15 protein-coding genes are annotated in these 19,931 nt (G+C 64.6%); 5 read left to right on the top strand and 10 right to left on the bottom strand.

All coding sequences use genetic code 11. The annotated features are described in order from the left end of the window. The first annotated feature begins 61 nt into the window (after window positions 1-61). Window positions 62-1,537, top strand: coding sequence for a HAMP domain-containing sensor histidine kinase (locus tag P9228_RS19555; RefSeq protein ID WP_278055026.1), 1,476 nt, complete (start codon window positions 62-64; stop codon window positions 1,535-1,537). Then, complete coding sequence (locus tag P9228_RS19550; protein ID WP_278055024.1) at window positions 1,537-4,515, top strand: bifunctional [glutamine synthetase] adenylyltransferase/[glutamine synthetase]-adenylyl-L-tyrosine phosphorylase; 2,979 nt, start codon at window positions 1,537-1,539, stop codon at window positions 4,513-4,515. The genes P9228_RS19555 and P9228_RS19550 overlap by 1 nt, the downstream gene beginning before the upstream one ends. Before the next feature lie 48 nt (window positions 4,516-4,563). Here P9228_RS19550 and P9228_RS19545 read toward each other — a convergent pair whose 3' ends face one another. Both P9228_RS19545 and pepN read right to left on the bottom strand, forming a co-directional pair. Further along, window positions 4,564-6,885 carry a PAS domain-containing sensor histidine kinase gene (locus tag P9228_RS19545; protein WP_278055022.1) on the bottom strand — a complete coding sequence of 774 codons (2,322 nt, stop codon included), beginning with the start codon at window positions 6,883-6,885 and terminating at the stop codon, window positions 4,564-4,566. A 176-nt stretch (window positions 6,886-7,061) separates the two neighbouring features. After that, window positions 7,062-9,707, bottom strand: a complete 2,646-nt coding sequence (gene pepN, locus P9228_RS19540) for an aminopeptidase N (protein ID WP_278055020.1) — start codon at window positions 9,705-9,707, stop codon at window positions 7,062-7,064. A gap of 153 nt (window positions 9,708-9,860) precedes the next feature. Here pepN and P9228_RS19535 point away from each other — a divergent pair, with 153 nt between their 5' ends. Then, on the top strand, window positions 9,861-10,808 hold the full coding sequence (locus P9228_RS19535) for a DMT family transporter (RefSeq protein WP_278055018.1): 948 nt from the start codon (window positions 9,861-9,863) through the stop codon (window positions 10,806-10,808). 2 nt (window positions 10,809-10,810) lie between these two features. Here the strand turns inward: P9228_RS19535 and P9228_RS19530 are convergent, their stop codons facing one another. The 3 genes from P9228_RS19530 to P9228_RS19520 form a co-directional block, all read right to left on the bottom strand. Further along, the gene (locus tag P9228_RS19530; protein ID WP_278055017.1) at window positions 10,811-11,623 is read right to left on the bottom strand and encodes a helix-turn-helix transcriptional regulator; all 813 of its coding nucleotides are present in this window, start codon (window positions 11,621-11,623) and stop codon (window positions 10,811-10,813) included. Between the two features lie 91 nt (window positions 11,624-11,714). Beyond that, the gene (locus tag P9228_RS19525) at window positions 11,715-12,638 is read right to left on the bottom strand and encodes a uracil-DNA glycosylase family protein (RefSeq protein ID WP_278055015.1); all 924 of its coding nucleotides are present in this window, start codon (window positions 12,636-12,638) and stop codon (window positions 11,715-11,717) included. A gap of 68 nt (window positions 12,639-12,706) precedes the next feature. Then, a complete protein-coding gene (locus tag P9228_RS19520) occupies window positions 12,707-13,345 on the bottom strand; it encodes a hypothetical protein (protein ID WP_095777876.1) in 639 nt (212 codons plus the stop codon). 251 nt (window positions 13,346-13,596) lie between these two features. Here P9228_RS19520 and P9228_RS19515 point away from each other — a divergent pair, with 251 nt between their 5' ends. Both P9228_RS19515 and P9228_RS19510 read left to right on the top strand, forming a co-directional pair. Beyond that, window positions 13,597-15,276: an electron transfer flavoprotein-ubiquinone oxidoreductase gene (locus P9228_RS19515; RefSeq protein ID WP_278055013.1), complete on the top strand. Its 1,680-nt coding sequence runs from the start codon at window positions 13,597-13,599 to the stop codon at window positions 15,274-15,276. A 168-nt stretch (window positions 15,277-15,444) separates the two neighbouring features. Next, window positions 15,445-16,038, top strand: a complete 594-nt coding sequence (locus P9228_RS19510; RefSeq protein ID WP_066997555.1) for a DUF922 domain-containing protein — start codon at window positions 15,445-15,447, stop codon at window positions 16,036-16,038. Window positions 16,039-16,082: 44 nt separating this feature from the next. Here P9228_RS19510 and P9228_RS19505 read toward each other — a convergent pair whose 3' ends face one another. The 5 genes from P9228_RS19505 to P9228_RS19485 all read right to left on the bottom strand — a co-directional run bounded on the left by P9228_RS19505 (window position 16,083) and on the right by P9228_RS19485 (window position 19,744). After that, window positions 16,083-17,066, bottom strand: coding sequence for an endonuclease/exonuclease/phosphatase family protein (locus P9228_RS19505; protein WP_245307403.1), 984 nt, complete (start codon window positions 17,064-17,066; stop codon window positions 16,083-16,085). Window positions 17,067-17,232: 166 nt separating this feature from the next. Then, a complete protein-coding gene (locus P9228_RS19500; RefSeq protein WP_245299647.1) occupies window positions 17,233-18,693 on the bottom strand; it encodes an AMP nucleosidase in 1,461 nt (486 codons plus the stop codon). A gap of 127 nt (window positions 18,694-18,820) precedes the next feature. Continuing rightward, window positions 18,821-19,015, bottom strand: a complete 195-nt coding sequence (locus tag P9228_RS19495) for a hypothetical protein (RefSeq protein WP_278055009.1) — start codon at window positions 19,013-19,015, stop codon at window positions 18,821-18,823. Between the two features lie 27 nt (window positions 19,016-19,042). Next, on the bottom strand, window positions 19,043-19,195 hold the full coding sequence (locus P9228_RS19490) for a hypothetical protein (RefSeq protein ID WP_164747131.1): 153 nt from the start codon (window positions 19,193-19,195) through the stop codon (window positions 19,043-19,045). A 207-nt stretch (window positions 19,196-19,402) separates the two neighbouring features. After that, entirely contained in the window at window positions 19,403-19,744 is a 342-nt protein-coding gene (locus tag P9228_RS19485; protein ID WP_127217155.1) for a DUF2147 domain-containing protein, read from the bottom strand. Between the last annotated feature and the right edge of the window lie 187 nt (window positions 19,745-19,931).

Here is a 19,931-nt window from a genome sequence, read left to right as displayed (position 1 = left end):
AAAGATTATGCTACGACAAGGGGTTACCATGCAGCCAATCGTCATCCTGATCTAGGCGCACATGGCTCTTTCCCTGCCGGCCATCATGAAGACGACGGCGGCCCGGCTCTCGGCGCTTTACCTTCTGCTTTTCGCGATCTGCGCCGTGCTGCTCGTCTTTTACATGACGTCGCTCTCGGCGCGCATGCTGACGGCGCAGACCCAGGACACGATCAATGACGAGATCCTCGGCTTGGCTCGCGCATACAAAAATGGCGGCCTGCCGTTGCTGGTGCGCGTGGTTGAAGCCCGCTCGCGCCAGCCTGGCGCCAACCTCTATCTGATCGCCGACGCCAACGGCCAGATCCTGACCGGCAATGTGCAGAGCCTGGAGCCGGGAATCATCGAAACCGAGGGCTGGACGACGGAGCCCTTTTCGTACCATCGCTTCGGTGAGGGCGAACTCGACCGGTTGCGTGGTGGTGGCACCGATCAGAGCGCGCCGTCCCCGGGCGACAGCAGCGCTCGGTCGGAAGGCGAAGAAGGCCACAACGCTATCGCGCTGGTGCTGCGACTGCCCAATCAGATGATCTTGCTGGTCGGCCGCGATCTTGGCGAGCCCGAGCGCTTCCGCGCCGTCATCCGCCGCGCGCTGATGCTGGCGCTGGGCATGATGGGGCTCGGCGGCCTCTTGATCTGGTTCTTCGTCGGGCGCGCCGCGCTGAAACGCATCGACAGCGTCTCCGACGCAAGTCGCCGCATCATGGGCGGCGACCTCAGCGGACGGCTGCCGGTGACCGGCGCCGGTGACGAATTCGACCGCCTGTCCGAAAACCTCAACACGATGCTTGCCCGTATCGCCATGCTGAACGAGGGGCTGAAGCAGGTCTCCGACAACATCGCTCACGATCTGAAGACGCCGCTGACCAGGCTGCGCAACCGCGCCGAAGCCACCCTTGCCGGCAAGCGCAAGACGACGGACTACCGTCAGGCGCTGGAGGGAACGATCGCCGAGTCCGACCAGCTCATCAAGACCTTCAACGCCATCCTGATGATCTCGCGGCTGGAGGCCGGCTATTCCTCCGAAACAACCGGCCCGGTCGACCTCGCCGCCACGGTGAGCGATGTCGTCGAGCTCTACGAGCCGGTGGCGGAAGAGGCGGGCGTCGTGCTGGAAACCTCGGTGCCGGAGGCGGTTACCATCAACGGCAATCGCGAGCTGATCGGCCAGGCACTGTCGAACATCGTCGACAACGCCATCAAATACTCGACCGGCGCCGCCGAGAGCCCGAAAGTGCGCGTCACGCTGGAGCGCATCGGCGGCGAGGTCAAGCTCGCCGTTTCCGACAATGGCCTTGGCATTCCCGACGATGCCGACCGCGCCAGGGTCACCGAGCGTTTCGTGCGGCTGGAGAAGAGCCGTTCGCAGCCGGGATCGGGTCTGGGCCTTAGCCTCGCCAAGGCGATCATGACTTTCCATAACGGCAGGCTTGATCTTCTGCCCGCCAATCCCGGATTGTCCGTAGTCATGAGTTTCCCGGCCCGGGAGACGCATTGATGGCGGCCAGGATGGCAAAAAAGAAGATCGATACGGGATGGCAACTCCGACCGACGCTGGCGCTTCGCCCGCTCGGCGGCGACCATGCCCGGAGGGAATTGTCCGAGATCGCTGACGCGGCCGAGCAAGACGGCCTTCCGCGTCTGGCCGCGTTCCTCGCCGGCCAGGGAGCACTGCAGGAATTGCTCGCCGCCATCTTCGACCTGTCGCCGTTCCTGCGTGATACGGCCCGCCGCCGGCCGGCCATTCTCGACAAGCTGTTCGACCAGACGATCGAAGCGCGTCTCAACGAGATCGGCGAGGCGGTCGATCGCGCTGCACGGGCCGACAATGTTTCGGAATCGAGCCTGATGATGGAACTCAGGCAGTTCAAGGCCGAAGCGCATTTCCTGATCGCGCTGGCCGATCTGTCCGGCGAGGCCGAAACCGCGCTGACGGTGCGCCGTCTGAGCGACCTGGCGGATGCTTGCACACGCGCCGCCGTCGATTTCCTGCTGCTCGACGCGCACGGGCAGGGCAAGCTCAAGCTGCCCCATCCGGAAGACCCGGCTCGCGGCTCGAGCTGGATTGTGCTCGGCATGGGCAAGCTCGGCGCGCATGAGCTGAATTTTTCCTCCGACATAGACCTCGTCGTCTTCTTCGATCCGGAGGCGCCGGCGGTGGTCGATCCGCTCGATGCGACGGAGCTGTTCTCGCGCCTCACCCGCCGTCTCGTGCGCATCCTGCAGGACCGCACCGAGCATGGCTATGTCTTCCGCACCGATCTGAGGTTGCGCCCCGATCCCGGCTCGACCCCACTGGCGATCCCGGTCGAGGCGGCGCTTCGTTATTATGAGGCCCGCGGCCAGAACTGGGAGCGCGCCGCCATGATCAAGGCGCGGCCGGTGGCCGGAGACCTTGCCTCGGGCTCGGCCTTCCTCAAGGAATTGCAGCCCTATGTCTGGCGGAAATACATGGATTACGCCGCGATCGCCGACGTCCATTCGATCAAGCGCCAGATCCATGCCCACAAGGGCCACGGCGAGATCGCGGTGAAAGGCCATAACGTCAAGCTCGGCCGCGGCGGCATCCGCGAGATCGAGTTCTTCGTCCAGACGCAGCAGCTGATTGCCGGCGGCCGCTTCCCGGAACTGCGGGGCCGCGAAACGGTGCCGATGCTGGACGCGCTCGCCGCACGCGGCTGGATCACCGCCGATGCGCGCGATGCGCTCACCCGACAATACTGGTTCCTGCGCCGTGTCGAGCATGCCGTCCAGATGGTGGCCGACGAGCAGACACATGTCCTGCCGGAAGAGGACGAGGAACTGGAGCGTATCGCGCTGATGCTCGGCTTCACCGGCGAGGCGGAATTCGCGGAAGCTTTCCGCGCCTCGCTGCAGCAGGTCGAGCGCCATTATGCGGCGCTGTTCGAGACGGCACCCGAACTGTCGGCCGGCGTCGGCAATCTGGTCTTCACCGGTGATGTCGACGATCCCGACACGCTGCAGACCTTGCATCGCCTCGGCTTTCAGCGGCCGAGCGACATCTGCCGTGTCATTCGCGGCTGGCATTTCGGCCGATACCGCGTCACCCAGTCGGCGGAGGCGCGCGAGCGGCTGACGGAACTGACGCCGGCGCTGCTGAAAGCCTTCGGCCAGACGCGCCGCGCCGACGAGGCGCTGATCCGCTTCGACGAGTTCCTCGCCGGCCTGCCGGCTGGCATCCAGCTCTTCTCGCTTTTGCAGTCCAATCCGGCACTGCTCAAGCTGATGGCGACGATCATGGGCGCCGCTCCGCGGCTCGCCGCCATCATCACGCGCCGCCCGCATGTGTTCGACGGTCTGCTCGATCCGGCGTTGCTCGCGGAACTGCCCGACCGCGCCTACCTCTCGGCGCGGCTTGCGGCCTTCATCGAGGGCGACCGCGCCTATGAGGATGTGCTTGACCGGCTGCGTATCTTCGCCTCCGAGCAGAAATTCCTGATCGGCGTGCGGCTGCTTGCGGGCTCCATCGATCCCGGGCGCGCCGGTCGCGCCTTCTCCGACCTGGCCGACCTCACGATCGAAGCGGCGCTCAACGCAGTCATCGCCGAGTTCGCGTTGCGCCATGGCAGGATTGCCGGGGGCAGGGTCGCGCTCCTCGGCATGGGCAAGCTGGGCAGCCGCGAGCTCACTGCCGGCTCGGATGTCGATCTGATCCTGCTTTATGACCACGATGCGGATGCGGAAGACTCCGATGGCGAGAAGCCGCTGGCGCCCTCACACTACTACACCCGCATGACGCAGCGGCTGATCGCCGCCGTCTCGGCGCCGACGGCCGAAGGCGTCCTGTATGAGCTCGACCTTCGCTTGCGCCCCTCCGGCAACAAGGGGCCCGTCGCCACCCATGTCGATGCCTATAAGAAATATCAGCGGCAGGATGCCTGGACCTGGGAGCATATGGCGCTGGCACGAGCACGCGCCATCGGCGGTGACGCAGCGCTTTGCGCCGAGGTCGAGGACGAGGTCGCGGCGGTTCTCGCCCAGCCGCGCGACGGCGCCAAGGTGAAGGCGGATGCCTCCGAGATGCGGGCGCTGATCGACACGGAAAAGCCGCCGCGCGATCTCTGGGACATCAAGCTGATCCCCGGCGGCCTGATCGACCTTGAATTCATCGCCCAGGTCGCGGTCATCACCGGCGCGGTCGAGGCTGGTAGGCGGGCAACCGCGACGGCGGAAGTGCTGGCGCGGCTGGCCCCCGGTTACGCGGCGCCTGATGTTCGGCAGGAGCTTTGCGAGGCCTGGAGGCTCTATCTCGCGCTGACCCAGATGATCAGGCTCTGCCTTACCGGCGAGTTCCAGCGCGACGATGTTCCGCCTGGGCTTTCTGATCTGCTTCTGGCGGCCACCGACCTGCCGGATTTCGGTGTGCTCGAAGCACATCTCAAGGAGACGTCGCGAAAGATTCGGAAGGATTTCGACCTTCTGCTTCGCGCGGGAGCGTCGATCTCGCGAGGGTAATCCACGCGTCATTCCTTGACGCCGGCGTTTCGAATTTCAGCGCGCCAGCTAAGCCGCCACCTTGACCATGGGCGGCGCCTTCTTCAGCGGGATGCGCACCGAAACGATGGTGCCGACGCCTTCGGTGGAGCGAATCTTCAGCGCGCCCCCCTGCAGTTCGGCGAGCGAACGCGAGATGGCGAGGCCCAGGCCGGAACCGGTGTGGTTCTTGGAGAACTGGTTTTGCACCTGCTCGAACGGCCGCCCGAGCTTGCTCAGCGCCTGCTTCGGGATACCGCAGCCATTGTCCTCGATGGTGAGCACCAGCGCGCCTGAGGCGCTGCGCGCCCTGACCGTGATCTTGCCGCCCTGTCCGGTGAACTTCACCGCGTTGGAGAGCAGATTGATTGCGATCTGCTTGATCGCGCGGCGGTCGGCGTAGAGCCGCATCGCATCGGCGATGCGCGTCTCTACCGTGATCGACTTCTCCGCCGCCTGCAGCGAGATGACGCGAACCGTTTCCCTGATCAGCGGGCAGAGGTCGATTTCCTCGCGGTCAAGCGAGAACTGGCCGGCCTCGATCTTCGACATGTCGAGAATGTCGTTGATGACGCCGAGCAGGTATTTGCCGCTGCCGTTGATGTCGCTGGCATATTCCTCGTAGCGCTCCGAACCCAGCGGTCCGAACAGGCCTTGCTGCATCAGCTCGGAGAAGCCGATTATGGCGTTGAGCGGTGTGCGCAGTTCATGCGACATATTGGCGAGGAATTCGGACTTCGCCCGGTTGGCGGCCTCGGCGCGCTCGGTTTCCTTCATGTATTTGCGATTGAGCTCGACAAGCTCCTTGGCGCGTTCCTCCTCGGCCCGGCGGGCGAGGCTAAGATCGTGGATGGTCGCCATCAGGCGGCGCTCGCTGTCGACCAGCTTTTCCTGATGCAGCTTGATCTGGGTGATGTCGGAGCCGACCGAGACGATGCCGCCGTCTCTGGTCCTGAGCTCGTTGACCTGCAGCCAGCGTCCGTCGGCGAGCTGGCGCTCCAGCGTCACACCGCCATGCGGCCCGTTGGCGTTGGCCAGCCTGCGCTCCGAGGCGAAGGCGAGCATGCGCTCCTCCAGCATGTCGCGGGTTGCGCCCGGCATCACGTCGCGGTCCGAGAGCCCGTTGTCCTGCTGGAATTTGGAGTTGCACATGATCAGCCGTTCGGCGGCATCCCATAGCACGAAGGATTCGTTGATGTTCTCGATCGCCGTGCGCAGCCGCATGTCCGCCGCTTCCGAGCGCAGCGCGAGATGCCGCTGCTCGGTGACGTCGACGGCGATGCCGATCAGCTGGATCTCGGGCGCTTCCGGGTCGATCACCTGGGCGCGGGCGCGCATCCACACCCATTGGCCGTCGGCGTGGCGCATGCGGAACACCTGGTCGATATGGTCGATCTCGCGCTCGACGATGCAGTTGGCGAGCTCGAAGAGGTCGCCGTCCTCGGGATGGATGATCTCGTCGACCTCGCCGAAGGACAGCATTGTGTCGCAAGGCTCGTAGCCTAGCATGTCGTACATCGAGCGCGACCAGTACATCTTGCCGCGCACCATGTCCCAGTCCCACAACCCGCAGCGGCCGCGCACCAGCGCCATGTCGATGCGCTGATGCGCTTCGAGATAGATGCGGTCGGCCGCCTGGGCGCGCGCCGCCTGGCCGAAATAGGCGTAAAGGATGACGATCAGCACGCCGGCCGTCAGCACGAACAACGTGACGTTGAGCGACACCGTCTTGCGCCAGCTGTCGAACACCGCCTCCTTGGGCACCAGCACCGCCGCGGCGTTCTTGCGGTCGCCGGTGAGGCTGACGGCGGCGAACCAGTCCTTGCCGCCGATGCTGACATCCATAACGCCGGCGCGGTCGCCGAACATGAACAGCGGCTGGCCGCCGAGCACGAGGCTGTCCAGCGAGCGTCCCTGCCAGCCGGTCGACAATGGCGTTACCGCGGCGATCTTGAAAGCGCCGTCGGTGATGGCCAGCACGTGGTTGCGACCCATGGCGCCCTGGCGGCTGGTCTTCTCCAGAAGGTCCGTCGCATTCACGCCGGCTGCGTTCGGGTCGGCCGTAATCGCCTGTGCCATCTGGCCGGCGGCTAACGCCAGCACCGACTTGGCGTCGCGTTCGACCTCGTCGCGGTCGTTCACCAGCGACAGGAAGCGCAGTGCGGCGATGACGATCAGGAAGATGATTATCAGTGCCGGGATGGAGCGGCGCAGCAGCGGTTCCGCCGCCAGCAGCCGCTGGTAGGCGGGTTCGGCGATCAGACGCGCATTGCCGGCAGGCCCGCCGCTCCTTGCCTCGCGACGCGCAAAAGCTCTCCCTCCGGGCGCGCCCCACGCGTCCGTCTTGGCCATAAATGGCACTCCCCGATTTGCCGCATACTTGACGATCCGGCTACGCCGCACGTCCGAATCGTCAATAAGGAATCAAAGGTGATTCGCCTTGTCCAGAGGCGCGGCCAAAAAAGATTAAAAGTTGATTGAAATTCGTCGAAACTGCTGATCTCCCCCACGAGGGGGGAGATTGCTAATCACACCAGCGTCCGCTCCACGATGTCGCGCAAGTCGGCCGACAGGTTGTCGGCGTTCGCGATCTGCAGCAGTGCCTGCCTTGCCTTGTTCTGCCGGACCGGTTCCAGCGAGCGCCAGGACCTGAGCGCCGTCGCCAGCCGTGCTGCCACTTGCGGGTTGCGCTTCTCGACCTCCAGCACTGTCTCGGCGAAGAAGCGGTAGCCGTGGCCGCCGGAAAGATGGAAGCCGGTCTGGTTGGCGCTGGAGAAGGTGCCGATCAGCGAGCGCACCCGGTTCGGATTTGCGATCGAGAAGGCAGGGTGCTGCATCAGCGCGCGCACGTTTTCGACGGTCAGCGGTCCCGGCACTCCGGCCTGGATCTGGAACCATTTGTCGAGCACCAGCGCATCGCCGCGGTATCTCATCTCGAAGGCCGACAGTGCCTCCTCCGCTTGCGCGGAGCCGGCATGACGGTGCGCCAGCACGGTCAGCGCCGCGGCGCGGTCGGTCATGTTGGTGGCGGCGTTGAAATGCCGCGCGGCAAGCGCCGCGCCATCGGGCAGGAGCGACAGGTAATCGAGCAGGATGTTGCGCAGCGCGCGGCGCCCAGCGCTTGCCGAGTCGGGCGTGAACGGACCGTTGTCGGCCAGGCTGGCGTAAAGGGCCGAGAAGATCTCGCGATTCGCCATGGCAATCGTCCGCGCCAGCGCCTCGCGGGCGACGAAAATGGCGTCGGGATCGATGCCCTGGCCGATGTCGCGCGCAATATCGGCCTCGCCGGGCAGCGACAGAGCCAGCGCCCGGTAGGCCGGCTCCAGCGTCTCGTCGCGGGCAATGCTTCCGGCAAGCTCGGCGAGCTTTGCGTCGAAGGCCGACTCTTTGCCGCCCAGCAGCTGGCGGAACGCCGCTATGAGCGCGTCGGTGAGCAGCGTGTTGAAGGCCTGCCAGCGCGAGAAAGGATCGCTGTCATGGCTGGCCAGGAAGAACTGGTCGTCGGCCTTCTGCTGCACCGAGAGCGTGATCGGCGCCGAGAAGCCGCGGTTGAGCGACACCGAAGGCCGCTCCGAAACCCCCGAGAAGCGCACCGTGTGCCGCCGCTTTCGGACATGGATGATGCCGTCCTCGACGGTGGCGCCATCGACGGCTGTCCAGGCGACAGGCTTGCCGCCGGCGCCGACCAGGCCGAAGGCGAGGGGAATATGCATCAGTCGCTTGCGGCTTTCCGACGGCGTCGGCGGCACCGACTGTTCGATCTCCAGCGTGAATGCCTTGGCCGCCGCATTGTAGGAGGAACTCACCGTCAGGTTCGGCGTGCCGGCCTGATGGTACCAGAGCGCGAACTGCCCGAGGTCTCGGCCCGAGACGTCCTCGAACACTTTGAGGAAGTCCTCGATCGTCGCCGCTTCGCCGTCATGCCGCTCGAAATAGAGGTCCATGCCGGCGCGGAAGGTCTCCGCGCCGAGGATGGTGCGGATCATGCGCACCACTTCCGAGCCCTTCTCGTAGACTGTTGCCGTGTAGAAGTTGTTGATCTCGCGGTATCGGCGCGGCCTGACCGGATGCGCCAATGGCCCCTGGTCCTCGGGGAACTGATGCGCGCGCAGCGTGCGCACCTCGGCGATGCGCTTTACCGCGCGCGAGCGCTGGTCGGCCGAGAATTCGTGGTCGCGGTAAACCGTCAGCCCTTCCTTCAGGCAGAGCTGGAACCAGTCGCGGCAAGTGATCCTGTTGCCTGTCCAATTGTGGAAATATTCATGCGCGATGATCGCCTCGATATTGGCGAAGTCGGCATCGGTCGCCGTCTCCTCGTCGGCCAGCACATATTTGTCGTTGAAGATGTTGAGGCCCTTGTTCTCCATGGCGCCCATGTTGAAGTCTGACACGGCGACGATGTTGAAGACGTCGAGGTCGTATTCGCGGCCGAAGACCTCCTCGTCCCATTTCATCGAGCGCTTCAGCGCATCCATCGCGTAGCCGGCGAGCCGCTCCTTGCCGGGCTCGACATAGATGCCGAGCTCGACCTTGCGGCCGGATAGGGTGGTGAAGCTTCCCGCGACCATGCCGAGCGCGCCAGCCACCAGCGCAAAGAGATAGGAAGGCTTCGGGAAGGGGTCGTGCCAGACGGCATAGTGCCGGCCATCCGCGAGCGCCCTGCTTTCTACGGGGTTGCCGTTGGACAGCAGCAGCGGCGCCTCGTTGTGCGGCGCCTCGATGCGCACGGTGTAGACCGAGAGGACGTCTGGACGATCGAGGAAATAGGTAATGCGGCGAAACCCCTCCGCCTCGCATTGGGTGCAATAGACATTGTTGGAGCGATAAAGGCCCATCAGCGCCTCGTTGCTGGACGGCGCGATCTCGGTCTCGAGACGAAGCTCGAAGCGCCGTGCCGCCGGCGGCGTCGGAATGATCAGCTGGTCGGGCGTAGCCTGATAGTCGGCTTCCGGGAGTACCTGCCCGTCGATGGCAACGCTGAGCAGCTTCAGCCCGTCGCCGTCGAGTGCCAGCTGCGTCGAAGCGGCGACCCCCTGGCGTCGCTCGACGGTGAGCACGGCAGTGACGCGGGTGGCATCCGGAGACAGACGGAAATCGAGGCTGGTCCGCGGAATGAGATAGTCGCTGGGGCGGTAGTCTTCGAGCTTGAAGACATGGCCGGTATCTGTGCGCATTTCCGTCGTTTTTCCTATCAATTCGGGTGGGCAGTAGGCTTTGCTGGTGAGGGAATTCTAAAGTCCGCGCTCTTTACACCAAACGGTCACTCGACAAAACTGCGCCAGGGTCTATTTCTGAGCTTCGTTTTCCGACCATCGTCACGAGGCAAGATGACCGTCGATCATCCCGTCGGCCACAATACGCTGCGCGGCATTGCGCTGAAGATCGTCTCCGTGGCGGTCTTTGTCGGCATGCAGACCTGCATCAAGGCGGCCGGCGCCGTGCCCGCCGGACAGATCGTCTTCTTCCGCTCCTTCTTCGCCATCTTGCCGATCATCGCCTTTCTGGCCTTCAAGGGACAGCTCGCCACCGCATTCACCACGAAACGGCCGTTCAACCACATCGCGCGCGGCGTCGTCGGCGTCGGCGCCATGGGGCTCGGCTTCTTCGCGCTGACCAGGTTGCCACTTCCCGAAGCGATCACGCTGAATTATGCCCAGCCGCTGCTGGTCGTGGTGTTCTCTTCGATCTTCCTGGGCGAGACGATCCGCGTCTATCGCTGGACCGCGGTCGCCTTCGGCCTCGTCGGCGTGTTTATCGTTTCCTGGCCGGAACTGACGCTGTTGAATTCCGGCGAGGCGCTCGACGACCAGGAAGTGCTTGGCGTCATGGCGGCGCTGATCGCCGCGGCGATCTCGGCCGTCGCCATGCTTCTGGTACGCAATCTCGTGCAGACCGAGAAGACGGCGACCATCGTGCTGTGGTTTTCCTCGACGGCGAGCGTGCTGGCGCTGCTCACCCTGCCTTTCGGCTGGCAGATGCTGACGCCGATGCAAGCCGCGCTGCTTGTCATGGCCGGCTTCTGCGGCGGGCTCGGTCAGATCCTGATGACGGCCGCCTACCGCCACGCCGAGGCTTCGGTCGTGGCGCCTTTCGAATATAGCTCGATGATTCTCGGCGTCGTCATCGGCTATCTTGTGTTCGGCGATGTGACGTCGCTCAACACGCTGATCGGCGGCGTGATTGTGATTGCCGCCGGCATCTTCATCATCTGGCGCGAAAGGCAACTTGGCCTCGAGCGCACGCGCACCCGAAGGGCGACGCCGCCGCAGGGGTAAGCCTACGAAGCGGCCGTCCGCTCCTTCGCCAGCCGCACCAGCACGGTCCGCGTCTGGTCGTCGGCGGGGAAGAAGGATTCGATCGCCAGCTCCGACAGCGTCACGTCGAGCGGCGTACCGAAGACGGTGATCGTGCTGATGAAGGACAGCACCTGATCGCCATGCGCGAGCCTGAGCGGATGGACGATGCCGCTTGGCTCGACCGGCGCCGGCCGGCTGCTCCTCAGCCCGGACGGATAGCCGTGCAATTCCTTCTCCAACTCGATCAGCATGGAATCGCCGGTGGCGTCGTTCTGGTGCTTGAGGCGCTCGAGCAGATGCGCGCGCCATTCCGCGAGGTTGACGATGCGCGGCGCGACGCCACCGGGATGCAGGCTGAGCCTCAGCACATTGACCGGCGGCTTGAGCAGCCACGGCTCCGAGACGTCGGCCAGGAACGGGCCGATCGCCGCGTTGGCGCAAACGAGGTTCCAGTGCCGGTCGACCGCCAGCGCCGGGAAGGGCTCGTGGCCCTTGAGCACCGTCTCGACCGCAGCCATCGCCGGCGCCAGCGTCGTATCGGTCAGCCGCCTTTCGCTGAAGCTCGGCGCGAAGCCGGCCGCGAGCAAAAGCTGGTTGCGCTGGCGTAGAGGAATGGCAAGCTGCTCGGCCAGATGCAGCACCATCTCGCGCGAAGGCTGGGCGCGGCCGCTTTCGACGAAGGAGAGATGCCGCTGCGAGATATCGGCTTCCATGGCGAGGTCGAGCTGGCTCATGCGCCGGCGCGTGCGCCACTCGCGAATGAGGCTGCCGGCTGAGACGTCGGGTGTTGTCATGGGGGATGAGTAGGCCGGCGAGGGGAGTAATTCAATTACCTTAGAGGTTATCGCTCCCCTTCTCCCTTGTTGTGGGAGAAGGGGAGGTGCTTCACCCCAACGCCCTCAGTTTCGCCTTCACCTCGAGAAAATCCCGCCACGCCAGCTTCTTGTGTGCAGGCGTGCGAAGCAGATACGCCGGATGCAGCGTCGGCATCGCTGGAATGGCAATGCCCGACTGGGTGGTGTGGACGCGCCAATTGCCGCGCAGGCGGAGGATGCCCTCGGTCGTGTTGAGCAGCGTCTTGGCGGAAGGGCCGCCGAGATTGACCAGCACCTTCGGATTGACCAGCTCGATCTGCCTTTCGATGAACGGGCGGCAGATCTCGGTCTCGTGCGGCGTCGGCGTTCGGTTGCCCGGCGGGCGCCACGGGATGACGTTGGCAATATAGGCCGATGTCCGGTCGAGGCCGATCGCTGCCAGCATGCTGTCGAGCAGCCGTCCGGAGCGGCCGACGAAGGGCAGCCCTTCGAGGTCCTCGTCGCGGCCCGGCGCCTCGCCGACGAGCATCAGGTCGGCATTCGGGTTGCCGTCGGCGAAGACCAGGTTCTTGGCGGTGAATTTGAGATTGCAGCCGTCGAACGCCGCCATCTGCTGGCGCAGTTCGTCAAGCGTCGAGGCGCTCGCCGCCAGCTGCCGCGCGAGCTTGATCTGCCCCTCGTCGGGGACCGTGGCGGTGGTGAGCGTCGGGCGCCGCGGCGCATCGGGCACTTGGCTTGCGTCAAGTCCCGTCGATGCCGCCGGCCGTTCCGCCGCCCGGCCTGCCTCCAATCCGGGCTCCGATGCCGGCCGCTCCAGGGGCATGCTTTCACGCGCGGTCGCCGCCTGCGCCGGCGCGCGCTCGGCTTGCTTCGGCTTGGCCTCGGCGAAGCGGTTGACAGGTGTGTCTTCCAGCGCCTCGTCAACGCCGGTGCTGGCATAGAAGGCCAGCAGCTCTGCGATATCGATCGGGTTGTTGGGGGAGGCGGCAGTCATGGCGCCACCATCGTCCGCGCGGCAAAGATTTGCAACCGCCGGGAATTCGCCATTCAGCGCAATGTCTGTCAGCCCGTCGGTATGCGCGGATCCTGCACCAGGAAAAATGTCCAGCGCGGCGTGTAGTCGGTGATCAGGAACTCGAACGTCGCCGTCTTCAGCGGGTCGACCTTGCCGTTCTTGAACAAGAGCCGGTCATAGGGTTCGAACTGGCGGTCGAAATCGGCGAAGTTGCTCGAGACGATGTTGTCGGGATTCTTGTTGCGCTGGTCGAAGGAGAGGCCGTCGCCGAACACGCTCGGCTGGTCGAGGATTTCCTGCAACTCGAACTGGAACTCGACCCAGGGCAGGGAGCTGTTGTTGAGCACGTCGATGCGCATGTACATAACCCCATTGGCCACGTTGCCGGCCCTGCCGAAGGCTTCGATCGGCCTGATCGCGCGGATGGTCAGCGTCACTGGCGTCGCCGAATTCAGTTCCTCGGTGATGACCAGCGGGTCATCCTTGGTGCCAATTCCGGAAGCGCCGGTGATGCGGAAGCCGCCGAGCTCGTCGGAAAAGGAGTAGGCGCCGGCCGCCCAGACTTTCTGCGGATCGGCCTGGGCCGCGCCGAGCGAAAAGAGGAGCGGAAGAACCGCGCGGCAGAGCACGCCGGGCGTGAAGAGTAAGCGCTTCAATGAAAAGCCGGTTGGCTCGGGAGTGCGCATGGGGCCAAGTATTGCCGATAAGCAAGCCGTCGAACAATTAAAAACGTGCCGGACAGGCCTGGCCTTCCAACTGCATGGCCCTGGCCTATGCTTCGCCGTCGCCTGTCTGATGGCTGTTTCGCATGGAACACCGCGACTTTTTGTCGAAATCGGCTTTGTCACGTCAGCGCCGGTTTCGCGTCGCGAATTGATGCGCTATGCAGCGCGTGAGCCAGCAAAATGCGAGAATAGGGCAAGCCAGCGAGGGGCAGATGAGCGAAATCGAACGCGAGAGCATGGAATTCGACGTGGTCATCGTCGGCGCCGGTCCGGCCGGCCTTGCCGCGGCGATCCGCCTGAAGCAGCTCAACCCCGACCTTTCCGTCGTCGTGCTGGAAAAAGGCGGCGAGGTCGGCGCCCATATCCTGTCCGGCGCCGTCGTCGACCCGATCGGCATCGACCGCCTTTTGTCGGGCTGGCGCGAGGAGGAAGGGCACCCTTTCAAGACGCCTGTCACCGACGATCATTTTCTGGTGCTCGGCCCCGCCGGGTCCTTCCGCCTGCCCAACTTCCTGATGCCGCCGCTGATGAACAATCACGGCAATTACATCGTCTCGCTCGGCAATGTCTGCCGCTGGCTGGCGACCAAGGCCGAGGCGCTCGGCGTCGAGATTTATCCGGGCTTTGCCGCGGCGAGCCTTGTCTACAACGAAGCCGGCGCCGTGACCGGCGTGATCACTGGCGACATGGGCGTCGAGAAGGACGGCACGCATGGCCCGGCCTACGCTCCGGGCATGGCGCTGATGGGCAAATACGTGCTGATCGGCGAGGGCGCGCGCGGCTCTTTGGCCAAGCAACTGATCGACAAATACCAGCTTGCCGACGGCCGCGAGCCCGGCAAATTCGGCATCGGTCTCAAGGAACTCTGGCAGGTCAAGCCTGAGAACCACAAGCCGGGGCTGGTGCAGCACTCCTTCGGCTGGCCGCTCGACATGAAAACCGGCGGCGGCTCCTTCCTCTACCATCTCGAAGACAACCAGGTGGCGGTCGGCTTCGTCGTCCATCTGAACTATAAGAACCCCTGGCTCTCGCCCTTCGAGGAATTCCAGCGCTTCAAGACTCATCCGGCGATCAGAGGCACCTTCGAGGGCGCCAAGCGGATCGGCTATGGCGCGCGCGCCATTACCGAGGGCGGCTGGCAATCGGTGCCGAAGCTTTCATTCCCGGGCGGCGTGCTGATGGGCTGCGCGGCCGGCTTCGTCAACGTGCCCCGCATCAAGGGCTCGCACAATGCGGTGCTGTCCGGCATGCTGGCGGCCGAGCATGTCGCGGACGCCATTGCCGCCGGCCGGGCCAATGACGAGCTCGCCTCCTATGAAGACGCCTGGCGCGGCAGCGACATCGGCAGGGACCTGAAGAAGGTGCGCAACGTGAAGCCGCTGTGGTCGCGCTTCGGCACCATCGTCGGTGTCGGCATCGGTGGTCTCGACATGTGGCTGAACACGCTGTTCGGCTTCTCGCCCTTCGGCACGCTGAAGCACGGCAAGGCCGACTATGCGACGCTCGAGCCCGCCTCCAAGCACCAGAAAATCGCTTATCCGAAGGCGGATGGCGTCTTGACCTTCGACCGGCTCTCCTCGGTGTTTTTGTCCAACACCAACCATGAGGAAAATGAGCCCGTGCACCTCATCGTCGGCGACATGGCGCTGCAGCAGCGTTCCGAGCACGACGTGTTCGCCGGGCCATCGACCCGCTACTGCCCGGCCGGCGTCTATGAGTGGGTGGACAAGGACGGCAATGCCGCTGCCGATCCGTCCGCCAAGGACGTGCGCTTCGTCATCAACGCGCAGAACTGCGTCCACTGCAAGACTTGCGACATCAAGGACCCGAACCGGAACATCAATTGGGTGCCCCCGCAAGGCGGAGAGGGGCCGGTCTACCAAGGCATGTGAGCCCCACGTCTGGCCGGGCCGGCTCGCCAGCCGCCATCCTGCGGCTGGCGAGAGCCGGGTAACAGGCGGCACCTACGAGCAATACCGGTTGCGACGGCGCAACCTCAAGGCTGTTGAATCCGCTGCCTGCTTGTGTTCCCTTTCCCTAAGGATAGGGAGGAGACGGTTATGCGCATGGCGGTTCTGACATGCCTTGTCGCTCTCGGCGCGCTCTGCGCGCCGCAGGCTTCGGCCGGCACCAGGGTGCTGGTCCAGACGCGCACCTATGACATTGCCGGCAATTCGGGCGCGGCGCTCATCGAGGCGATGGGCAGCAAAGGTCCCAAGCACGGCTTCATGACGCATGCCATCGCCCAGACCGCCTATACGGCCGACTGGGAGCTTGGCGTTATCCAGGACAAGGGCTCGTGCCGGATACGGCAGGCAAACGGAACGCTCAGTCTCTTCTACACTTTCCCCCGCTTGGCGTCGCCAGCCACGCCTGCATTGAAGAAGCGCTGGAACCGGTTCTTCGCCGGCGTGCGCGCCCACGAGGGAACCCATGGCCGCATTGCCCGGGAAATGATGCGCGTCACCGATCGCTCGATCACCGGTCTTAGGGTCGCTAACGACCCTTATTGCTACAAGGCGCGCAGCGAGGCGCGCCGGCGCATCCAGGCCGTCTATGCCGAATACGAGGCCAGGCAAAATGCCTTCGATGCCCGCGAGCACCGCGAAGGCGGTCATGTCGAGCACCTCGTCGCTGCTTTGATCAGGCCTTAGCGGCACAAGCAGAAACCGGCGATGCGGCGGGAAGCAATGCGACGCTAACCGCCCGTGTTGCCAAGTTGTGCGTTTGCCGCCAGCGCCGACTGATGCTCGTCCTCGGGCTGTCGGCCGTCGGACCGCAACGAGAACTCGATCAGCACCGGCAAGTGGTCGGACCCGGCGTCTTCCAGCCGCGTCGCCGAGTGGATGGTCACGGCGCCCTTGCTGAACACCTGGTCGATCGGCAGGCCGGCGAAGCGCCGGATGAAATCCGGTAGCTTCCGATGGATCCAGGTCGGCCCGGCCGACGGCATAACGCTCAGTCCGCCGAGCGAGGCGACACGACGCACTGCAGCGCTCCACGGCACGGCGTTGCAGTCGCCGGCCATGATGGCGGTTTCGCCGAGCGCGGCAAGCGGCCCCGCCAGCTCGCCGATCTGCCAGTACTGCTCGCGCGGCCACGGCCAGCTCAAATGGATTGCCGCGACATCGACGCCGGTGCCGCCGAAATCGATCGTGGCGGTAGCCATCGCGCCGCGCGGCTCGCAATGCGGCGCCGTGCCGGCGGCAAAAGGCCGTCGCGAGAGCAGCGCGACGCCGAACACGCCGTTGGGGTAGGGGCAGAGGATGCGGTACGGATAGGCGCCGGTGATATAGCCGAGCTCTCTCGTCCACATTCCCGACACCTCGTCGAGGGTGATCACGTCAGGATTGGTGCGGCCGATCAGCGACAGCACCTTCTTGGGTGTCGGATTGTCGAAGCGAAGATTGATCTGCAGCAGGCTGTAGACGATACGGTCGGCAGGTTTGGCGACCGCCTGCTGCGGCCACAACCTGGGCAGTGCGCTGGCCGTCGTGGCGAGGCAGGCGAGGGCGAAGAGCAGCGCTGCTGCCGCTTGCAGCCGGTACGAACTGGCAAGCAGCGCCACCGCCAGGAGCGCCGTGAGCACGCTCAGGTGAATACGAAAATGCGAGAACGAATCGAGGGCCGGATGCAGCGCGCCGAGGAATCCGGCCAGCAGCGCGGCCGTGAGTGCCGTCATCGCCAGGAATGCCACCCCAGCCGTCATGTTTGAGCGCGCGCCGCCTGTTGTCATGGTCAGTCGTGTTCTGCCGAATGTCGCCGGCATCTTTTTGCAGCGACATACTCTCGCTCAGGCCTGCTTATCGGCAAAATTGCGGCCCGGGCAAGACGATGAGTTGCCTCGGCTACTGGAAAGCAGTCTCGGAGAAGCTTCTCAACTTGCGCGAATGCAGCCGCTCCATCGGCATTTCGGCCAGCTTCTCCATCGCCCTGATGCCGATGGTGAGGTGCTGCGCCACCTGCCGCTTGTAGAATTCCGTCGCCATGCCGGGCAGTTTCAGTTCGCCATGCAAAGGCTTGTCGGAGACGCACAGCAGCGTGCCGTAGGGCACGCGGAAGCGGAAGCCGTTGGCGGCGATCGTCGCCGATTCCATGTCGAGCGCAATGGCGCGCGACTGCGAAAGGCGCTGCACCGGTCCGCGCTGGTCGCGCAGTTCCCAGTTGCGGTTGTCGATGGTGGCGACGGTGCCGGTGCGCATAATGCGCTTGAGATCGTAGCCGGAAAGTCCCGTTACCTCGGCGACCGCTTCCTGCAGCGCCACCTGGATCTCGGCCAGCGGCGGGATCGGCACCCAGACCGGCAGGTCGTCGTCGAGCACATGATCCTCGCGCACATAAGCATGGGCCAGCACATAGTCGCCCAGTGCCTGCGTATTGCGCAGGCCGGCGCAGTGGCCGAGCATCACCCAGGCATGTGGCCGAAGCACCGCGATATGGTCGGTGATGGTCTTGGCGTTGGACGGGCCGACGCCGATATTGACCATGGTGATGCCGCCATGGCCCGACTTCTTCAGGTGGTAGGCCGGCATTTGCGGCAGGCGCTGTGGCGGGGTGCCTTCGCTCGCCGCGCCGGCCCCGGCCTTAGTCACGAGGTTGCCCGGCTCGACGAATTCGCTGTAACCGCCGCCGCCGCTCTCCATCAGCTCGCGGGCCCGCGCCACGAACTCGTCGATGTAAAACTGGTAATTGGTGAACAGCACGAAATTCTGGAAATGCTGCGGGCTGGTCGCCGTGTAGTGCGTCATGCGGTGCAGCGAATAGTCGATGCGCTGGGCCGTGAACGGCGCCAGCGGCCTCGGCTCGCCGAACGCCACCTCGAAAGTGCCGTTGGCGATCTGGTCGTCCGTGCCGTCGAGATCCGGCACGTCGAACAGGTCGCGGATCGGCCGCCTGATCCGCTCGGCAGCCGTGCCATCGACATAGGTGCCCTCCAGAAAGGCGAAATGCAGCGGGATCGGCGTCGTCGATTCCGACACCGTGACCTGGACGCCGTGATTGCGCATGATGAGCCGAAGCTGCTCGACGAGATAGTTCTCGAACAGCTTTGGCTGGGTGATGGTGGTGGCAAAATGCCCGGGCGTCGGCATATGGCCGTAGGCCTGGCGCGAGTCGATCTGCGTGAACGAGGTGGTGGTGACGCCGATCTGCGGATAGAAGGCCCGGTAGCGCCTGCTCTCGTCGCCGCCGGCGGCGAGCTTGGCGAAGGAATCGCGCAGGAATTTGGTGTTGCGGTCGTAGAGCGCCTCCAGCGCCGCGACCGCCTTCTTGGCGTCGTCAAAACTCTGCCTGCCGAAAGGCTCCGGCATGACGACCGATTCGATGGCTTGGGGGTAGATTCGCTTTTCCATGGCCCAATATAGGGATTTGGAAGAGCGCTTGGGAGGGGGAGGCGGGCGCGAAGCCCGCCTTGCGGAGTATTTTTCTCTGGCCGTGTCAGCCACGCTGCAGGCTGACCAGCAGCACGAAGCCGATGCCTGCCTTCTTCGGCGTTGGCGCCTCGATGACCGAACCGGCGTTGGCGCGCATCATCGGCACCGCCAGCACAGGAGCGGCAAGCACCATCAGGATGAGCATCGCCCGCGGCAGGAGCCGAAGAGCTTTGAGGGTGGAGGCAGCGATGCGGTTCATGGTGGTCGTTCCGGTTTCGAGTATTGGTCAGCGGCCGAAATGGTTCATGCAGTCCAGCCGGCAGGTATCGGCCATTCGCGGTGAGCGCGCCGGACGGCCGGCTTCGGCCACGAGGATGGCGAAGAACATGCCGAACAGGCTCATCAGCAGGCAGACGATGGTGAAGCGGCGGACAAGCATTGGTCTCTCCTTCAATGGCGAGGAGAATGCCCGAACGCCTCTGAACCGGTTCTGAGACCGGTATTCATCTGCGGTTCAAATTGGCTGATGGGGTCATGACCCGGCCAAGGCCTGCGAAATGCCTTGTCCAGCGCTGCGCTCAGAAACGGCGCTCAAAAAGAAAACGGGGCGCCGGGCCCCGTTTTTGCATCGTCATCCGTTCGACTGTCAGAGCTTGTGCCAGGTCTGGGTCTTGCAGATCAGCCCGCCCAGAACGCAGCCGCTCATCTTTAGCGAGGTGCCGGAAAGCGTCGCCTTGCCGGAATAGGTCTTGTCGGTTTCCGGGTCTGTTATTGTGCCGGTGTACTTGTTGTCGCCGGTCGCCTTGAAGGAGCCGATCGTCTTGCCGGCATATTTGCCGGACTTGAGCGTGATGGAAAACGCCCCGCCGCCGGCGATCGCCGCTGTCGATCCGGCCTGCGTCTTCCAATTGCCCTCGATCGGGTCGGCCGACGCGGCGCCTGCCATCATCAAGGTGGCCGCCAGGGCCAGGCTGACTTTTCGAAACATGCTTGTCCTCCCTTTAGGGTTCCGGCGGGCCTCGTTCCGCCTCTCTGTCCCTTACGCAAACGTAAAGCTAATCCAGCCATCGCCAAAACGAAAGCGGTGCCGCGACGGAAGCTTGTAAGGATTTCGGCCGCGTCGGTCGCTGGAAATGAACGGATGGCGAAAAAGGCTTCGGTTTCCGTGGTTAGCG

Source organism: Mesorhizobium sp. WSM4898 (assembly GCF_029625845.1).
Lineage (GTDB): Bacteria > Pseudomonadota > Alphaproteobacteria > Rhizobiales > Rhizobiaceae > Mesorhizobium.
The sequence above is the reverse complement of the archived record's forward strand: the minus strand, read 5'-3'. Positions and strand labels throughout refer to the sequence as shown.